14 protein-coding genes (1 of these 14 cut by a window edge) are annotated in these 18636 nt (G+C 71.3%); 4 read left to right on the top strand and 10 right to left on the bottom strand.

Annotated elements, in window-relative coordinates:
* Positions 1-149 precede the first annotated feature (149 nt).
* Positions 150-704 (bottom strand): GNAT family N-acetyltransferase, encoded by a 555-nt coding sequence (locus JOD54_RS25155; protein WP_204453751.1) that lies wholly within the window; start codon positions 702-704, stop codon positions 150-152.
* Positions 705-724: 20 nt separating this feature from the next.
* Entirely contained in the window at positions 725-1180 is a 456-nt protein-coding gene (locus JOD54_RS25150; RefSeq protein WP_239573500.1) for a VOC family protein, read from the bottom strand.
* Positions 1181-1316: 136 nt separating this feature from the next.
* Here JOD54_RS25150 and JOD54_RS25145 point away from each other — a divergent pair, with 136 nt between their 5' ends.
* On the top strand, positions 1317-3404 hold the full coding sequence (locus tag JOD54_RS25145; protein WP_204453747.1) for an ATP-binding protein: 2088 nt from the start codon (positions 1317-1319) through the stop codon (positions 3402-3404).
* A 244-nt stretch (positions 3405-3648) separates the two neighbouring features.
* Here the strand turns inward: JOD54_RS25145 and JOD54_RS25140 are convergent, their stop codons facing one another.
* On the bottom strand, positions 3649-4071 hold the full coding sequence (locus JOD54_RS25140) for a hypothetical protein (protein ID WP_204453744.1): 423 nt from the start codon (positions 4069-4071) through the stop codon (positions 3649-3651).
* 131 nt (positions 4072-4202) lie between these two features.
* Between JOD54_RS25140 and JOD54_RS25135 the strand changes: the two genes are divergently transcribed.
* From JOD54_RS25135 to JOD54_RS25125, 3 genes are all read left to right on the top strand, one after another.
* Complete coding sequence (locus JOD54_RS25135) at positions 4203-4709, top strand: SigE family RNA polymerase sigma factor (RefSeq protein WP_204453742.1); 507 nt, start codon at positions 4203-4205, stop codon at positions 4707-4709.
* Complete coding sequence (locus tag JOD54_RS25130; protein ID WP_204453740.1) at positions 4706-5374, top strand: hypothetical protein; 669 nt, start codon at positions 4706-4708, stop codon at positions 5372-5374. Before JOD54_RS25135 ends, JOD54_RS25130 begins: the two co-directional genes overlap by 4 nt.
* Before the next feature lie 112 nt (positions 5375-5486).
* Complete coding sequence (locus tag JOD54_RS25125) at positions 5487-6590, top strand: serine hydrolase domain-containing protein (protein WP_204453738.1); 1104 nt, start codon at positions 5487-5489, stop codon at positions 6588-6590.
* A 331-nt stretch (positions 6591-6921) separates the two neighbouring features.
* On the opposite strand, the gene JOD54_RS25120 is transcribed toward JOD54_RS25125, so the two are convergent.
* From JOD54_RS25120 to JOD54_RS25090, 7 genes are all read right to left on the bottom strand, one after another.
* Complete coding sequence (locus JOD54_RS25120) at positions 6922-8466, bottom strand: MFS transporter (RefSeq protein ID WP_307860265.1); 1545 nt, start codon at positions 8464-8466, stop codon at positions 6922-6924.
* On the bottom strand, positions 8463-9308 hold the full coding sequence (locus tag JOD54_RS25115; RefSeq protein ID WP_204453736.1) for a thioesterase II family protein: 846 nt from the start codon (positions 9306-9308) through the stop codon (positions 8463-8465). Before JOD54_RS25115 ends, JOD54_RS25120 begins: the two co-directional genes overlap by 4 nt.
* Positions 9305-10408 (bottom strand): arginase family protein, encoded by a 1104-nt coding sequence (locus JOD54_RS25110; protein WP_204453734.1) that lies wholly within the window; start codon positions 10406-10408, stop codon positions 9305-9307. Before JOD54_RS25110 ends, JOD54_RS25115 begins: the two co-directional genes overlap by 4 nt.
* Positions 10401-10700, bottom strand: coding sequence for a hypothetical protein (locus JOD54_RS25105; RefSeq protein ID WP_204453731.1), 300 nt, complete (start codon positions 10698-10700; stop codon positions 10401-10403). Before JOD54_RS25105 ends, JOD54_RS25110 begins: the two co-directional genes overlap by 8 nt.
* A gap of 534 nt (positions 10701-11234) precedes the next feature.
* Positions 11235-15059, bottom strand: coding sequence for a bifunctional SDR family oxidoreductase/pyridoxal phosphate-dependent aminotransferase family protein (locus JOD54_RS35770; RefSeq protein WP_204453729.1), 3825 nt, complete (start codon positions 15057-15059; stop codon positions 11235-11237).
* Positions 15056-16180, bottom strand: a complete 1125-nt coding sequence (locus JOD54_RS25095; protein WP_204453727.1) for a DNA alkylation repair protein — start codon at positions 16178-16180, stop codon at positions 15056-15058. The genes JOD54_RS35770 and JOD54_RS25095 overlap by 4 nt, the downstream gene beginning before the upstream one ends.
* Positions 16173-18636, bottom strand: partial view of a type I polyketide synthase gene (locus tag JOD54_RS25090; RefSeq protein ID WP_204453724.1) — the 3' portion only. It continues 3401 nt past the right edge of the window; only the last 2464 of its 5865 coding nucleotides appear in the window; its start codon lies off the right edge, out of view; the stop codon is at positions 16173-16175. The genes JOD54_RS25095 and JOD54_RS25090 overlap by 8 nt, the downstream gene beginning before the upstream one ends.

Raw genomic sequence — 18636 nt, 5'->3', positions numbered from 1 at the left:
CGCGGTGGGCTCGAGTGCGCTCGCCGAACAGCCTCGGCGCGATGCACCTTGGCTCGGTGGCCGAACGGCGATCGCTGGTTGCCTGTCGGGCACGGGGCGCCGCCGGTGCCCACCAGTGTCCGGCTGATCATTGGCGGTGGGAGCGCTGCCTACTGCCCGCCCTGGTCGCTCGGCCCGTAGTGGACGCCGAACCACTGTTCGGCGCCGAATTCCTCGAAGCGGGCCACCTCCGTGAACCCCAGCTTGGTCGCCAGCCGCACCGAGCGCTCGTTGGCGGTCTGCGTGCACAGCACCACCGGCTCCCCTGGCACCGCCTCGGCGAACCAGGCCAGGGCCGCCGTGCAGGCTTCGGTGGCGTAGCCGAGACCCCAAGCCCGGGGCTGGAGCAGGTAGCCGATTTCCGCTTCCTCGACACCGTCCTGGAGGTGCCCCGGTCGGTCCGCGTCGCGGCGGTCCAGCGTCACTATGCCGATCAGCGCGCCGTCGAGTTCGATCGCGAAGAAACCGGGCCTGCGCCCGGGAATCGCCGCGGTCGTCCGTTCCAGATCCTCGCGTGCGGTGGGTCCACCGAGGTAGGCGTACACCTGTGGTGAGGCGAACAGGTCGATGAACGCGGCCCGATCACGGGCTTCGGTTTCGCGCAGCACCAACCGTTCGGTCCTGATCGGGGCGGGCGGCCAGTCGACGCCACCAAGATCGGTCATGCCGCACCCTACCGCCGGGGTCAGCCGAGCTGTTCGGCCAGCGCGACGAGGATGCCCGCCGGGCCGCGCAGGTAGCAGAGGCGGTAGCTGTTCTCGTGCTGGACGACCTCGCCGAGGAGTTCGGCCCCGTGCGGCCGCAGGCGCTCCACGATGTCGTCGATGTCCTTGACGGCGAACATGACCCGGTGTGCCCCGAGCACGTTCGGCGGCGCCTGCGGGTCCCCGGCCAGTGGCGACGGCGAGTGGTACTTGGTGAGCTCCAGCCGCGCGTGGCCATCCGGCGTCCGCATCATCGCGATGTCCGACCGGACCCCGGTGAGCCCGATCAGCCGGTCGACCGAGTCCCCGGCCACGGTCGCCTCGCCCTCCAACTCCAACCCGAGCTCCCCGAAGAACGCCTTGGCCGCCTCGAAGTCGTCGACGACGACGGCGATGTTGTCCAGCCGCTGGATCGAGCCGCGCCGGGTGTCGGTCATGGTGATCTCCATTCGGGTTCGTGGCCCGACCAGCTTCCCAGGCCGAGCAGCCGGGCGCCGAGGGGGATCGAACGGGTGAATGCGCGCGGGAGTGGGCCGTTGGCCGGACCGACTGGGAGGAGGCTGGCGGTCACGGTTGTCCACCGCGCTCGTGGAGGTGTCCGGGGTGGAGACGCCAGGGGTGCGCAACGAGGTGATCGCCGGGGCGGTGGGGCCGGTGGTCCAGGCCGGCGTGGTGCACGGGGGAGTGCACCTGCACGAGCCGGTCGCGGTGGTGCCGCGGCAGCTGCCCGCCGCTTCGGGGATGTTCGCGGGCCGGGTGGGCGAACTCGCGGAACTCGACCGGGCGGCGGGCGGGCGGGTGGTCGTGATCGTCGGGGCCGGGGGGATCGGCAAGACCTGGTTGGCGCTGGCGTGGGCGCACCGGCAGCTGCGGCGCTACCCGGACGGGCAGCTGTTCGTCGACCTGCACGGGTTCAGCCCGGTGGAGCGGCCGATGGCCGCCGCGGTCGCGGTGCGCGGTTTCCTCGACGCGCTCGGGGTCGAGGCGGGGCGGATCCCGGACGGGCTCGCGGCTCAGGCCGGGCTGTACCGGAGCCTGGTCGCGGGCAGGCGGATGCTGATCGTCCTGGACAACGCGGCCAGCGCGGCGCAGGTGGCTCAGCTGTTGCCCGGGGGCGGCTCGTGCGCCGTTGTGGTGACCACTCGCGCAGGGCTGGCCGGGGTGATCAGCCGGTTCGGCGCGCACGCCCTGCGGCTGGGGCCGCTCAACGACGATGAAGCGCACGCGCTGCTGAGCACGCGGTTGGGCAGCCACCGGGTCGCGGACGCGGCGGCCGAAGTGATCGCGCTGTGCGGCGGTTCGGCGTTGGCGCTGGGCTTGGTCGCGGCGCGGGCGCATAGTCAGCCACAGGTGCCGTTGACGGAGTTCGCGGCGGAGTTGCGGGAGTTCGGCGTGGACGCGCTCGACGACGACGATCCGACGGCCAGCCTGCCCGCGGTGCTGTCCCTGTCCGTGCTCGGGTTGACCGACGAGCTGCGCACGGTGTTCGCACTGCTGGCCATCGCCCCAGGACCCGACATCAGCCCGCACGCCGCGGCCGCTCTCACCGCCATGCCGCTCCCCAGGATCCGGGCCTGCTTGCGCGCCTTGGAAGAGGCGTCCCTGCTGACCCGGCAGCCGAACTCGCGCTACGGCATACACGACCTGATCCGCGGCCACGCGACCACCATCCCGCTGACCGAGGACGCCCGGGAATCGGCGCTGCGCCGCGTGTTCGACTTCTACCTGCACACCGCCCACGGCGGCGACCTCTGCCTCTCCCCGCACCGCCGGCCGATCGACCTGGACCCGCCCGGCTGCGAGCCGATCCCGCTCACCGACCGGGCCGCCGCGCTCGAGTGGTTCGAGGCAGAGCACGCCTGCCTGCTGGCGGCGTACCGGGTCGCGGCCGAGCGCGGCTGGCACAAGGAGGTGTGGCACCTGGCCTGGAGCCTGAACACCTTCCACTACCGGCGCGGTCACCTCCGCGACCACCTCGCCCTCTGGCGGTCCGGCCTCGCCGCGGCCGAGCGCCTCGGCGACCCCGCGATCCTCACCCACGCCCACCGGCAGCTGGGCAGGGCGTGCACCCGCCTCGGACGGTACGACGAGGCCCTCGCCCACCTGAACCACGCGCTCCAGCACACCGACGACCTCGGCCTCGCCTACACCCACCAAGCCATCGCCACCGCCTGGGAACGACGGGGTGATGACCGGCAGGCGCTGGAGCACGCGACGCAAGCCCTGCGGTTGTTCCAGGCGCTCGGCACCACCTCGTGGGAGGCGATCACCCGAACCATGGTCGGCGACTGCACCGCTCGACTCGGCGACCACGACCAAGCCCGATCCCACTACCGAGCCGCCCTCACCCTGCACCGCGCCACCCCCAACCCCAGCGGCGAGGCAGACATCCACTGCGGTCTCGCCTATCTGGCCCACCAATCCGGCGGCCACACCGCGGCCGTCGACCACTACCTGCAGGCCCTCGCCCTGTATCGAGCCCTGGGCGACACCTACGACATCGGCCCGATCCTGGACAAACTCGGCCACCCTTACGTCGCCCTTGGCAGGCATGAGGAAGCGCGCGAGGTGTGGCACGAAGCCCTGAAGCTGTACCGGGAACAGGGCCGAGCTGAGGACGCCCGGCGGCTAGAGGCGCAACTCACCGCGCTGGAGGGCTAGGTCGTGGCCTGCCCGCGCGGCGTATGCCCTGGCTGGCATACACGTCGCCTGCCGGTGTCTCCGCAGGCGCGAGACGCCGCGGCGACCGAGGCCATCACGCCGCAGACAGTCGGCTGATCGCGGCGCATGCCCTGGCAGGCAACCACATCGCGTGCCCGACGTACCACCGTCGCTGACCTGGCCTCGATTCGAGAGCCGGGCCGATGGCTCCCAGCGCCTGAAGTCCAGCCCGCAGAGCTGGATCCTAGCCGGTGACCGGTTCCCGGCGGAGGCCGATCACGGCGCACGCCGTGGCCAGTAGCCACACCACCGGTCCCGAGGCCCCGCCGATCGGGTCCACGTGGCCGGGAATCGCCAGGACCACCAGGAACGCCACGTCCACCACGCCGAGCACGGCCCCGTTGAGCCACACCCCCACCCGGCTGTTGACCCGGTTCAGCACCAGCGCCACGAAGATCGCCTGCGCCCCGAACACGGCCGCGCAGATGAAGAACATCAAGCTCTCCGCCGCCACCTCCCCCGAGGGTGCCCCGTCCGCGAGGTCCCCGACCACCATCGAGATGCCGAGCCCCGCGTGCAGCAACCCCCACACCACGTACAACGAAGCGGCCCCGACCGCCCACCGATTGCGCGCCATCATGCCCCCCATGAAGTCCCCCGTGACCATCCCACAGCGGCCACCCCCTTGTCCGGTGAACGGTCACGATCTCAGTTGCTCCTCAGTGGACACTGAGAACCGATTTCGCCGCACCTGTCAACGTGGCGTGGGGGTCAGGTCGTCTTGGGGGTGGAGGTGTCATGCGCGCAGACCTGGAAGACGACCTGGCGCCGTTCGTCGCGGCCAGGTGGGGTTCGCTGGTGCGGTCGGCCTGGTTGCTGACCGGGGACCGGGGCAAGGCCGAAGACCTGGTCCAGACCGTGCTCGCCCGGCTGTGGGTGCGCCGCCCGGCGGTCGGGGACCTCGACGCGTACGCGCGGCGGGCGCTGTACACGACCTACATCACCTGGTGGCGGCGGCGCTGGCGGTTCGAGCAGCCCAGCGAGGACCTGCCGGAGGTCACCGGGCCGACCGACCACGCCGAGGAGGTGTCGCGGCGGTTGGTGGTGGACGCGGGGCTGGCGCGGCTGAGCAAGCGGCAGCGCGCGGTGCTCGTGCTGCGCTACTTCGAGGACTTCACCGTCACGGAGACGGCTTTCGTGCTGGGGTGTTCGACCGGTGCGGTCAAGACCCACACCAGCCGCGCACTGGCCGCGCTGCGCGCCGACGACTCCCTCCGCGACCTGGCCCGAGGAGGCGACCGATGACCGAAGACGACGTCCGCGCCCTGCTGAACAGGGCCGTCCCCGACCTGCCGGATCCACCCGACCCCGTTGACCGGGTGCGCCGCCGGGCCGCGCGCGTGCGGGGCGGTCGGATCGCCGCGGCGGCGGCGACCGCTGTCGTGCTGGTGCTCGTCGTGATCGCCACGATCCCGTCGACCAAGACCAGCGAACCTGCGGCGCCCATGCCCGCACCTGGCCGCCCCAAGACGTGCGTGCCGCCCGACAACACCTTCGGCCTGACCGACCCGGGCGGGAGGGGACAGGTGGTCCCCGAAGGCGCTACCCGGGTCACGCTGTGCACCTACACCCCCGACTCCGTGACCGCCAAGGTGGAGTGGACCACCTCGACCGCCACCGCGGGCGGCGACCTCACCCCGCTGATCGACACCCTCAACGGCTTCCAGGACCCCGACGAGTACCGCCACGACAACCCCGGCGTCGAACTCGCCTGCACCGCGGCACTGTTCCGCCAGTACCAGATGATCTTCGACTACCCCACCGGCGGCCAGTGGTCGGTGGTGTTCGACATGAACTGCGGCACCGTCACCGGCGGCGACGTCATCCGCCACGGCAACGTCAGCAAGGCCATCAAGGCCTTCACCACCCTCTACAGCGCCTCGGGCGGCAGCGTCGCACCGCCGACCTGACCCGGGGGTACGCCAGGGGACTACGGGAGATCTCCGGCGGATTCCCCGAAGCGGGCCGTACCGATCTTCCGGTGTGCTTGTGGCACAGCAAGTCGAACCGGGAGGGATCAGAGTGCGCAGGTGGATAGCAGCGGGGATCGCGGCGGTGTTGGTCGCGGTGCCCTCGGGGACGGCCACGGCGGAGACCCGCACGGACGGGGCGTTGCGGGAGTCGCTGGAGGCGTTGGTGGCTTCCGGTGCGACCGGCGTGGTCGTGCGGGTGGACGACGGGAAGCGGGTGCGGACCCTCGGCAGGGGGGTGACCACGGTCGAGCCGCCGCGGCCGATCGGGACCTCGGGCGGGTTCCGGATCGCCAGCGTCACCAAGTCGTTCGTGGCGACGGTGGTGCTGCAGTTGGTGGACGAGCGGAAGGTGCGGCTCACGGACTCGCTGGAGCGCTGGCTGCCGGGGGCGGTGCCCGGCGGGGACAAGATCTCCGTGCGGCAGCTGCTCAACCACACCAGCGGTGTCTTCAACTACACCGACGACGAGCAGTGGCGGGAGACAGCGCTGTCCAACCCGACGCGGAGCTGGTCGGCGCGGGAACTGGTGGCGGTGGCGGCCGCCAACCCGCCGGTGTTCCCGCCGGGTGCGCGGTGGTCGTACAGCAACACGAACTACATCCTGGCTGGGATGATCGCGGAGAAGGCGACCGGCCGGGCGCTACCGCGGCTGATCGCCGACCGGATCACCGGTCCGCTCGGGCTGCGTGAGACCTACCTGGCGACCGACGCGCGGGTCCGCCCGGGCCACATCCACGGCTACCTCCCCAACCCGGACGGCACCTACACCGACACCACGTCGTGGTCGCCGACCATGGCCGGGGCGGCGGGCGCGGTCGTGTCCACCCCACAGGAGGTCGCCCGCTTCTACAGCGTCCTGCTCTCGGGTGGCCTGCTCACCCAAGCCCGCCTCAACGACATGCTCACCACCGTCGAAGTCCCCGAACGCCACGGCGGCTACGGCCTCGGCATCTACTACACCGACACCCCCTGCGGCCGAGTCTGGGGCCACGCGGGCGATTTCCCCGGCTACCACACGATCGCGTATCAGGACCGCGCTGGTCGTCGTAGCGCGACGCTGATGGTGGCCACGGATCTGGACCAGGAAACCGGATCCCTGTTCGACAAGACGGTCAACACCATGGTGTGCCAGATGCTGGGCAAGCAGGGATAGCCAGCCTGCCGGGCAACGGCCAGCGAGGCTAGATCGGATCACTGTGGCCGCGCCCGAATCCAGGGGCGCGGCCACAGTGGCTGTCTAGGCAAGCCCGGTGCGGCCCAGCCATCGCCCTTCGCGACCGCCCCAGCTGGCGCTGTGCGGGCGCCCTGCCGCCCACGGGTTCGGTCCAGGAATTGCGCCGCGCGGCCGCATGTTGGCCATGGTCTGGATTCCCGGATTCCTGTTCGGCAAGTCTCGGCACCATGGTCTGCCAGATGCTGGGAAAGTAGGGCTAGCACCTGGTCACTGTGGCCGCGCCCCTGGCCAGGGGCGCGGCCACAGTGCCTCAGGCGGATTCGGGCACCGGTTCGGCGGTGGCCTCTTCCTCCGCCCCAGCGCGGATTCCCCACAGCACCAACCCCGCCAACGCGAAGGACAGCACAGCGCTCGTGAGCGCGATCCCCGACAACCCCGACGTGAACGCCTCGCGCGCGGAGGCGAGCAGGGTGTTGGCTGTTTCCGCGGGGAGTGAGCTGGTCGCGGAGACGCCGTTGGCGAGGTTGTCTTGGATTGCCACGGCGGTGTCGGTGGGGGTGCCCGGGGGGACGGTCACTTCGGCGCGGTAGAGGGCTGTGCCGAGGCTGCCCAGGATGGCGACGCCGAGGGCCATGCCGAGTTCGGTGCTGGTCTCAGAGACCGCGGACGCCGAGCCCGCCATCTGCGGGGGTGCGGAGCCGACGATCAGGTCGGTGCCCAGGGCGACGACCGGGCCGCCGCCCGCGTAGAGGATGGCGAAGGCGGTGACCAGCAGGGTGATGTCCTCGCCGGGGGTGACCAGCAGCAACAGCAGGTGGCCGATGCCGGACACGGCCAGACCGGCGGCCACGACGGGGGCGGGGCCGAAGCGGCCCGCCAGGCCGGGGGAGGACATCGAGGTGACGATCAGGGCGAAGGCCGCCGGGAGGAGCCAGAGGCCCGCGGTGAGCGGGGAGCGACCGGCGACCAGCTGCAGGAACTGGGTGATGAACAGGTATGTGCCGCCCGCGACGAACATGGTCAGCAGGAGCGCGGAGGCCGCCACGGCGAAGGCGCGGCGAGTGAACAGGCGCAGGTCCAGCAGCGGGCTGGCCGAGGTGCGCTGCCTGCGGACGAACAGGTAGCCGAAGGCGGCGCCCACGACGATGGCGGCCGCCGCGAGGGCGGGGGAGCCGTCGGTGGCCAGTTCCTTGAGGCCGAAGATGATCGGCAGGATGGCCACCAGCGACAGCGCGACGCTCACCGGGTCCAGCTTGCCGCCGTCGGGGTCTCGGTACTCCGGCAGCAGGACCGGGCCGACCACGAGCAGCACCACCATGATCGGCACGGCGATGAGGAACACCGCGCCCCACCAGAACCACTGCAGGATCAGGCCGCCGATCACCGGGCCGAGCGCGGTGCCGACCGAGAACATCGTCACCCACACCGCGATCGCCATCCCGCGCTCGCGGTCGTCGGTGAACATGTTCACGATCAGCGACAGCGTCGAGGGCATCAACGTCGCGCCCGCGACACCGAGCAGGGCGCGCGCGGCGATCAGTAGCACCGGGTCGGACGCGTAGGCGGCGAGCACGGAGGCGACGGCGAACGCGGCGCCACCGATCAGCAGGACCTTGCGCCTGCCAACGCGGTCGCCCAGGGTGCCCATGGTGACCAGGAACCCGGCGATCATGAAGCCGTAGATGTCGACGATCCACAGCATCTCTTGCGCACTGGCACCCAGACCGGAGCTGATCTCCGGGACCGCGAGGTGGAGCACGCTGACGTCCATGGCGACCAGCAGCGTCGGCAGCGCGAGCACCGCAAGGCCCAGCCACTGCCGGGTCCCCGCTCGCGCGGGTGCGGAGGAGTTCACGGTAAATCCCTTCCTGCGGAGGTGGCCGAGACCGGGTGGCGGTCTCGGGGTGGTGCGACCGGAGTGTGCCGCATCGGTCCGACATTTCGGACAAACTTAGGGGATGTCGGTCCCAGGGCCCGCACCACCTCGCGCGCGACGGCCGCGGCGGCGTCCGGCTGGTAAAGGAAGAAGTGCCCGCCGGTGAACAGACGGCAAGCGAACGCCCCGGACGTTTCCAGTGACCACAGGTGCAGCCGGGCCGAGTTCACGATGGGATCGTCGGCGGCGCCGACCGCGAGCACGTCAACGTCCGTACCCGACACCGGCCTGCGATAGGTCTCCAGCGCGGCGAGGTCGGCGCGGATCGCGTTGAGCGTGGCCTGTACGAAGTCCTCGCGCCGCAACAGTCCCTCGGGGATGCCGCCGATGAGATCCAGGTGCGCCAACAGATCCGCGTCGCTGCCCTGGTGCAGGAAAGGCGGTTCGCTCGGCAGGCAAGGAGCCTGTCGACCGGAGACCACGAGCAACTCGGGCGGCCGCCCAGCCACCTCGAGCGATTTGGTCATCTCGTAGCCGAGCACGCTCCCAAAACTGTGCCCCACAACAACGAACGGCAGCGGCTCCAGGTCCAGAACAGCCTCCGTCAACGCCCCCGCCAACGGCTCTACCCGGTCAACCCCAGCCTCCCCCGCCCGAGTAGCCCGCCCCGGCAACTGCGCCGCCACCAAGGCAACGTCCGGCGGCAACACCTCCCGCCACCCCCGAAACGCCGTCGGCCACCCACCCGCGTGTGCCAACGCGATGACCCGCGCTCGAGGCTCCCGGACCTCGCTGCCCCGCAACTCCACCAACCACGTCATGGCGTCGCCAGGAGGGGGTGGTGGGTGCGGAGGTGGTCCAGCACCCGGGTCTGGTGGGGGAGTGCGCGCTGGCCGGGTAGGTGTTCCAGGGAGTGCAGGAACGGGTCCTCCGGCGCGGGCAGGCCTGCGATGGCGGCGGCAGTCGCGAGGACGAGGGTGGGTTGGTACCAGGCCGAGTAGCCGCCCTCGTGGGCGAAGACTATGCGGCCGCCGGTGAGGTCTTCGGCCAGGGCGCACAGGTGGGTGGTCATCGCGTGCAGGGTTCGGCTGGTGCACATCATCCGACCCATGGGGTCGTGACCGCCCGCGTCCACACCGGCCGCCACCAGGATCAAGTCCGGTTTGTACGCGCGGGCGGCGGGATCGACGACCTGGTGGACCGCCGCCAGGTAGGCCTCGTGGCCGGAGCCGGACGGCAGGGGGATGTTGAGGGTGGTGCCCAGGCCCGCGCCGGTGCCGGTTTCCCGCACCGAGCCGGACGCAGGCGGGAACAGCCCGTCCTGGTGGATCGACACGTACAGCACGTCCGGAGCGTCGTAGAACGCGCGCTGGATCCCGTTGCCGTGGTGGACATCCCAGTCCAGCACCAGGATCCGCTCGGCCCCGGCCCGTTGAGCCGCCCGCGCGGCGATCGCCACGTTGTTGTACAAGCACAACGCCATCGCGCGGTCCGGTTCCGCGTGGTGCCCCGGCGGGCGGACCAGGCAATACGCGCGGGCGAACCGGTCCGCCAGAACTGCCTCCGCCGCCTGCACACATGCGCCTGCCGCCAGCCGTGCCGCCCGCGCGCTGTGGTGGTTCACGTGCGCGTACACCCCGGCGTCGCCCGCGCCGAGCGCCGACGTGGCTTCTACCCGGTCGATGTGCGCGCGGCTGTGCACCAGCAGCAAGTCCTCATCGGTCGCCGGGGTGGGGGTGACCTGGGTGAACAGGTCGATCACCCCGCTGGCGCGCACCAAGCCCTCCGCGCGGCGCAGGTCGGGGTCCACCGCGAACTGGCGCAGCGGTTCGACGCCGGGACCCACCGGCACGTACCCCGACCCGGCGCCGGGGTCGTGCCAGTGGCACAGCTCGTGGCTGTACCAGGCTGGTTCAGGCACCGGTGCGCACCACGCTCAACCCGGACAGCTCGGCGATCCGACCGAGGTAGTGCTCGCGCTCCTCGGCGGGGGTCAGCTTGGTGCGGAACACGGACTCCAGTTGCGCTAGGACGTGCTCGGCTTCGGGGCGGGTGAGTGCGCGGTCGCCGAGGTCTTTTTCGAAGGCGCGGATGGCTGCGGCGGGGGTTAGGACGCCGTCGGTGTAGGTGGATTGGTCGGGGTTGTGGTTGCGGGTGCAGGCGATCGCTTTGAGGACTGCGCTGAAGAACGCTCGGGTGTCGATAGCGCTCATGTCCTTCTCCTTGTGGTTGGGGTGGCCGCTTCGCCTGCGGCATCGGGGCCGGGTCGTTGTGGTGCGGTGTGCGCGGTGGGTCGGCTCGCCTGCGGTATTGCGCTGGATCTGGGGTGGTGCGGGGTGCGCGGGGGGTGGGACGTGGACCCGTGGTGGAGCAGAGTGCTTGATGGGGCCGGTCGGCTCGCCTTCGGCATTGCGCTGGATCGCGGGGTGTGGGTGTGCTCGATGGGGCGAACTTGTTTTGCGCGGGGCCCCTGCACCAGCCGTGGCAGGACCGCAAAGCTGGGGCCGAAAAGCGTGGCCCTGCAGCGAGGCAAGGCTACGACTGCCGCCACCCCACGCAAAACAAGTCCGCCCCATCGAGCAGTTGGGTGGGCGGCTTCCGAGTGTCCAGTGGTTGCTTCTGGCGTCGGGGTCGGGTTGTTGGGGTGGCACCGGCTGTTCCGAGTGTCCAGTGGTCGGGTTGGCGGGGCTGGCTCGGTGGTCCTGGTTGGGTGTGTGGCTCGGTGTGTGTGTTCTGGTGCCGGTGGCTTAGATGAGGCCCACGGTGCGGCCTGCGGCGGCTAGGACGGCGATGGCCTGGTCCAGTTCGGCGTCGGTGTGGTTGAGGGTGACTATGGTGCGGAGGCGGGGGAGGGTTTTGGGGACGGTGGGGTAGGTGATGGGTTGGGTGAACACGCCGTTGCGTTGGGAGAGGCGGGCCATTTCGTGGGCTTGGGTGGTGTCTCGGCAGCGGATCGGGACGACTGGGGTGGTGCTGCCCATGGTGTCGAAACCCAACTCGCGCAACGCTGAGCGGTAGCGGTCGGTGCGGGTCCGCAGTGCCGATACCAACTCGGGCGCGGTTTCGATGACCTCGAACGCTGCCTTTGCGGCGGCGACCTGGGGTGGGGTGCCCGCTGCTGAGAACATCCAGCCGCGGGCGTTGTTCTTCAGGGCGAACACCAGGTCGGCGGAGCCCGCGACGTAGCCGCCGGTGCTGGGGATGGTCTTCGACAGGGTGCCCATCCGGATCGGTACGGCGGCCGGGTCCAGTCCGAAGTGTTCGACGACGCCGCGGCCGGTGTTGCCGAGTACGCCGATCGAGTGCGCCTCGTCGACCATCAGGGCGGCGTCGTAGCGGTGGCACAGGTCGCTGATACCAGGGATGTCGGCGACGTCGCCGTCCATGCTGAACACCGCGTCGGTGATGACGAGCTTGCCCGCGGTGCCCGCCTTGCGCAATGCCCGCTCCAGGTCCGCCAAGTCGTTGTGCGCGTAGGAAGTGACGTTCGCGCCGGAGAGCCGGTAGCCGTCGAGGATGCTGGCGTGGTTGTGCACGTCGCCGATCACGTGGTCGCCGGGGCCGACGAGTGCCGCGACAGTGGCCACATTGGACATGTAGCCGCTGGTGTAGATCACCGCGTCCTCGGTGCCGAGGAACCGCGCGATGGTCAGCTCCAGTTCGCGGTGCAGGTGCAGGGTGCCCGCGAGCAGCCGGACGCCGTGCGCGCCGGTGCCGTGGTCGCGGACCGCGCGCTCGGCGGCCTGGTCGACGTAGGCGTGGCGGATCAGCCCGAGGTAGCTGTAGGAGGCGAAGTTCAGCAGCCAGCGGCCTTCCACCTTGATCTGGGACCCCTCGGCCGCCTCGATCACCGGCTCGTAGAAGTAGTCACCGCGGGCCACGATGGCGCGGTCGTCCACCGAGAGCGCGTCGATGCGCCGGTCGAGGAAAGAACCCCCCGGCACGTCGGACAAGCGGGTCGGCAGTGTTCGCCGCGGGGTGGCGGTGGTCCGGGCCGCCGGGCGCGGCTCGGCGGCGTGGGTGCGGGGCGCCGGAACAGTCGGGACCGGTGCGGACGTGTCGCGGAACCGGTCCCAATCCGGCACGAACGCGGCAGGCGGCGTCACCTCGGCGGTGATGTGGACCGGCGCGGCCGCGGCAGCAGGCGTGACCAGGAGCGCCTGCGCAGGGGAGGTGGCCCCGGGGACGGACGTGAGCACGGACGGTGTCACGTCGTTGGTGATGTAGGCAGGCGCGGCTGGTGTGGCGGGGAGCGGTGGCGTGGTCGGGGGTGCCTGCGGCGGGGAGGTGAAGACCGGCGGCGCTGTCATCTCGGTGGTGACGTAGATCGGTGCGGCTGCGGTGGCAGGCGTGACCGAGGGCGCCTGCGCAGGGGAGGTGGCGGCCTGAGTGGTCGTGAGCACCGGCCTGGCTGCGGCGGCTGGTAGGACTGGGAAAGGAGGGGTGGGGGGTGCCTGCACCGGCGGCGATGTCACCCCGTTGGCGGCGTAGGCAGGCGCTGCTGCGGCGGCTGGGAGCGGCAGCGTAGCCGGGGGCGTGAGCACCGGCGGAAGTGCGGCGTGCGCCGGGGCGAGCTCGGTCAGGTGGGCCAGCAGGGCGCCGACGTTGGTGTGGTCGAACAGGGTGGCGGGGTCGAGTTCGACGCCCTCACCGGCCAGGGCTGCGGCTACCTCTACCGCCATCATCGAGTCCAGACCGAGTTCCAGCAGGTCGTCCTCGGGGGTGATGCTGTCCACGTGCAGTGTGCGGCACATGATCGCCGACAGCGCGGGCCACAGGCCGCTGGTGCTCGACGGCGCGATGGGTGTGGTCGTCATCGTCTCTTCCCTCGGTTCTGTGGTGGCTGGTTCTCGTGCGGTGAGGCTGTAGTTGCCCGGCGGCAGGGCCAAGGCGTTGTGCAGCAAGGCGATTCCGTCTTCCGCGGTCAGTGCGGGAATGCCGCGCCGAGCGGCTCCTTCGGCGACATGCGAGCCCATGCCCGCGGCCCACAGCCCCCAGTTGAGGCTGTACCAGGGTTCTCCGCGCGCACGTCGAGAAGCTGCGTACCCGTCGAGGTAGGCATTGGCTGCGGCGTAGGAGCTCTGGCCCAGATTGCCGTGAACCGCCGAGATGGAGGAGAAGAGTGCGACGAAGTCGCTGGCCCGGCCTAAGGCGTGAACACCATCGACCTTGGGAGCCAACACTTCCGCGATCCGCTCCGACGTCAAGGTACGCGCCAAGCCGTCCCGCAGGACCCCGGCCGCGTGGAAGATCCCGTCGAACGGACCGAGGTCCGGCAGTGAGCGCACGTCGACCGCCAGTGTCCGCACATCGCACCGCGTGGCCAACCGGTCCAGCCGAGGCTCCTCCGGCACCCGCCGTCCGACCAGCGTCAGGTGTGCGGCACCGGCGGCGGCCAACGCCTCGGCCACCAGCAGCCCCAGTCCGCCCATGCCACCGGTGATCAGGAACCGTCCACCGGTGTACGACCGGCGAGCCGAGGCAACGGCGACCGGCTCGTGGGAGGGCGCGAACCACTGCCCGTCGCGGTAGGCCAGTTCTGGCTCGTCGAACCACACAGCGCCGTCGATCGGTCCGTCCACCAACCGGATCCGCGTCCGCGGGTGCTCCAATCGCAACGTGCGCACCAGCCCCCACGCCGCCGCGTGCACCGGGTCGATGTCCTCGCCGAACACGTCCTGCCCGCGTTGGGTCACGAACACCAGGTCCGGCATCGGTCGCTGGACGGCCAGTTCCCGCACCCGCGCGAACAAGGCCTGCACCGACTCCTCCGGCGTCACCACTACCGGCTCGCCCTCGGACGGCATCGGAACCACCGTCGACCACCGGGTCGTCGCGATCCGCCCGGGGCTTCCTGGCGCGCCCTTCAGTGTGATCCGCTCCAGCGTGACGAGCACCTCGCCCTGCAGGTTGCACACCGTCGCGCGCCCACGCACCAGCCCAGCCCGGGAACCGGTGCGCTCCACCAGGACCAGCACTGTCCCGCGCACGTGCCGCCGCGCCGAGATCCGACCGACTACCCACGGCAGACACGCCCCCGATGCTCCGCCGTCGAGCAGCCCCAGGCACTGGAACGCGCTGTCGAGCACCGCGGCGGGGATGAAACCACCAGGGGCGTCACCGGAGCTGACCAGCGCCAGCACCCGGTCCGTACCCCGGTGCAGCGACCGGATCGCCTGGTACGTCGAGCCGTACTCGATCCCGCTGCTCGCCCGCCATGCCGCCAACTCCGCCAGCGGCACCGCCTCCGAGCATCCGGCACGCATCTCCGCGGTGTCCACATAGGTCGGTGGTGGTAGCGGTCGGTCGGCCACAACCGCCTGGCAGTGCCGCACCGCGCCGGATGCCAACGCCGTTACGCGGTCGTCCTCGACAACGCGCAGCTCGACCGGGTCCACCACCCGCACCGGCGCCAGGAACGACACCTGGTCCAATTGCCAGGTGCGGTCCGGCCGCCGGGCGTCCAGTGTGGTGAGCAGCAGGTCTACCTGCGCGGCGGCCGGGAGCACCGGCGACCCACCCACGAGGTGGTGCGCCACGACCGGGTCCGCTGGTGCGAGAGTGGTGTTCACAGCCTCAGCTCGAATCTGTCGCTGGCGAGGACGGTTCCGTTGACCTGGATGTCGACCAGGTGGTCGCCGGGGTAGTAGCGGCGGGTTTGGATCTCCCGGACCTTGTGCACCTTCTCCAGGGTCCGGCGTTCGCCCGCGCCCAGGTCGACCGTGGCGAACTTGAACACCTTGGGGATGGCCTTGCCGCCCTGGCGGACGTGGTGCACGACGTAGTCGACCGTGACCGAGTGCGGGGTGCTGTCGCCGTTGACCAGGTCCACGCGGATGGTCACCGATTCGCCGAGCCAGATCGCGGTCGGCGCGATCCGCACGGACGGGACCTCGATGTGCTCGCCGCCGGTGGCCCCGAGCAGCCGCAGCGCGTCCTGGTCGCCCTTCTTCACCAGGGTGCGCAGGCCGTGCTTGACGATCCACGCCGTTTCCGGGGTGGTGCTCTCGGCGAGCCAGCGGGTGGCGGTGGCCAGCGCTAGCTCCCTGTCGTCCTTGGTGATGTCGTTGAGGTTGTTGGCCACCGACTTGCGCACGTACTCCGAGGTGTCGGAGCGCAGCGGTTCCAGGATCTCCAGCACGGGGCGAGGGTCCTTGACGAACCGGGTGAGCGTCTTCGCCCACGGCAGGCGGGATCGGCAGCCTTCGCTGGCCGCCCGGCGCACGTTGTGGCTCGGCGACGCCGTCCACTTCGCGAGGGTGGCCATGGTCAGCTCGTAGTGCTTCTCGATGTACGGGCGGACCGCGTACTCGGCGGTGTGCCTGCGGGTGATCTCCTCGAGCGCGCGCAGCGACACCTCGGGGTGGTCGTGGCCGTACTCCTCGACGAACCGCGCCACGGGCATGAGGAACCAGGACTCGTTGAACATGCCCTCGCCCTCGGCCAGTTCGGCGCCCAGGATCGCCAGCAGGACCTCGACCGCGGCCGGGTAGTCGGCGGGCAGCCGGTCGCGCAGGCCCTCGGTGAGCACCAGCACCCGGTCCTTGAGCTCCTTGCCCGGAATGCGGGCCGCGACCTCCTCGGCGTAGCCGTCCACGTCGAACCCGGGGTGCACCGCGAGCACCTTCGTCCCGATCAGCACCGCGGCGTCCTCGTTGAAGTGCCGCTTCAGCCCGTACTCCTGGCTAGCCATGGCCGTTCCTCCCCATCCCCGTGCCCGTCGCGGGCGCGCCGTCGATCAACTGGGGCGGATCGTATTCGGCGGGCTTCCGGGACGAATCGGGCACCGTGACCCAGTGCGCGGCCCGGTCGAACGCGTAGGTCGGCACCGGGGTCACCCGCCCGGGGGTAGTGGCCGTCCAGTCGACGGGGTCGCCGCTGCCGTAGCGGTCGACGACGGCGGCGTGCAGCCGCGCGACCGGGTCCTGGCCGCGGCGCAGCACGTGCTCGTAGCGGTTGTCCACACCCGGCAGGTTCGCTTTGGCCAGCGCGACCAGCACCGGAGCGGGTCCGACCTCCCAGTACGTGCCCGCGCCCGCCGTGTGCAGCCGGGCGACCGCGTCGCTCCACCGCACCGGTGAGGTGATCGCCCGAGCCCACGCGCCGGGGTCGGCCAGGGTGGTCGCGGTGTGCCAGTCGCCGCTGAGCGTGGACACCACGGGGATGGTCGGTTCGGTGATCCGCGTGCCGGAGACCGCCTCGACGAACGCGGCCACCGCGCCCGCCATCGCCACCGAGTGGAACGCGTGGCTGACCGTCAACGGGGTCGTCCGGTGCGCGCAGGCGGCACGGAAGGCCTCCAGCGCGGCGTGCGGCCCCGCCACGGTGGTGTTGGTCGGCGAGTTGTACGCGGCGACCTCGACCTCGGGGTGGCCGAACAGCGCGCTGTGCACCTCGTTCGGGTCGGCGTGCACGACCGCCATGCCGCCGGTGGTGGGCTGCGCCTGCATGAGTTCCCCGCGCCGCGCGGTGAGCCGCATCAGGTCCGGCAGCCCTATCGCGCCCGCGGCGTGCACGGCGGTCAGTTCACCGACGCTGTGCCCGGCCACCAGATCGGGCCGGATGCCCCACGCCGCCAGCAGCCGCAGCAGCGCGACCTGCGTCGACACGATCCCGACCTGCGTGTTCGCGGTGTCGGTCAGCCGCTCGCTGGCCAGCAGGTCGAGCAACGGGATGGACAGCAGGTCGGCGCACTCGTCGATGGCGTCGCGGAACACCGGCTCGGCGTCGTAGAGCTCGCGACCCATGCCCGCGTACTGCGAGCCCTGCCCGGTGAACAGGAACGCGACCGGTGGACTGGCGGTGGTGAGCCGGGCGATCGGGGTGGCGCCGGTGGCCACGGAGGTCAACGCGGTGGCCAGCTCACCGGCGTCGGCGCCGCGCACGGCCACCCGGAACCGGTGCTCGGCCCGGCCGGTGTTGGCGGTGTGCGCGAAGTCGACCAGCGGCGTGCCTGGTCCGAGGTCCGCCGCGTAGCGGGCCGCCAGGTCGCGGACCGACCGCTCGGACGCCCCGCTGACCCGCACGACGTGGCTGGTGCGCGGCAGCTGTGGTGCTGCGGGTGTACCCGGGGCCTCCTCCAGGATGACGTGGGCGTTGACCCCGCCCATCCCGAACGCCGACACCGCGCCCCGCCTGGGCTGCTGCCCGCGCGACCAGTCGTGGGCGCGGTCGGCGACGTAGAACGGGGTGCCCTCGAACCGGATGTGGTCGTTGGGCCTGGTCACGTGCAGGGTCGGCGGGACCTGGCCGTGCCGCATGGCCAGCAGCACCTTCAGCACCCCGGCCAGCCCGGCCGCTGGCTCCAGGTGCCCGATGTTGGACTTGACCGATCCCAGCGCGCAGAACTGCGCACGCTCGGTCTGCGCGCGCCACGCCGCCGTCGCCCCCTCGACCTCGATGGGGTCGCCGAGCGCGGTCCCGGTGCCGTGCGCCTCCAGCAGCCCGATGCTCTCCGCGGCCACCCCGGCGTCGGCGAGCGCGGCGGTGATCACTTCGCGCTGGGCGCGGGGGCTGGGCGCGGAGTAGCGCGTGGTGCGGCCGCCGTGGTTGACCGCGATGCCCTTGACCAGGCCCAACACCGAGTCGCCTGCCTCGACGGCGTCGGTGTGCCTGCGCAGCACCACCGCCACCGCGCCCTCACCGGGGGCGAAGCCGTCCGCGGCGGCGTCGAACGCCCGACACCGCGCGCCCGGCGAGAGCGCCGCCAGCTCGCGCATCGACTCGAAGTACTCGGGGCTGATCGCGGCGTGCACACCAGCGACGACGGCGGTGTCGACGTCCCCGGAGCGCAGGTGCTGGACCGCGGTGTGCAACGCGACCAGGGTCGAGGAGCACAGCGTGTTCACCAGGACGCTCGGCCCGTGCCAGTCCATCAGGTACGACAGCCGGTTCGGGATCATCGCCTCCAGGCCGAGCCCCCGACCGGCCGCGACGCCGTGGCGGGCCCGCTCCTCGTGGTAGTGGTCGTGGCTGTAGCCGATCCACAGCCCGGTCCGGCTCGACCTGGCCCGCTGGCCCATCCGCCCACCGTGCTCCAGCGCCTCCCAGATCGTCTCGTAGACCACTCTGGCCTGCGGGTCGATCAGCGGGGCCTCCCGCGCGGAGATGCGGAACGGGGCCGGGTCGAACAGGTCGACCTGGTCCAGG

The organism is Actinokineospora baliensis (genome assembly GCF_016907695.1).
Classification (GTDB): Bacteria; Actinomycetota; Actinomycetes; order Mycobacteriales; family Pseudonocardiaceae; genus Actinokineospora; species Actinokineospora baliensis.
Note: the sequence above shows the minus strand (reverse complement) of the source record. Positions and strands in the feature narration are given on the sequence as shown.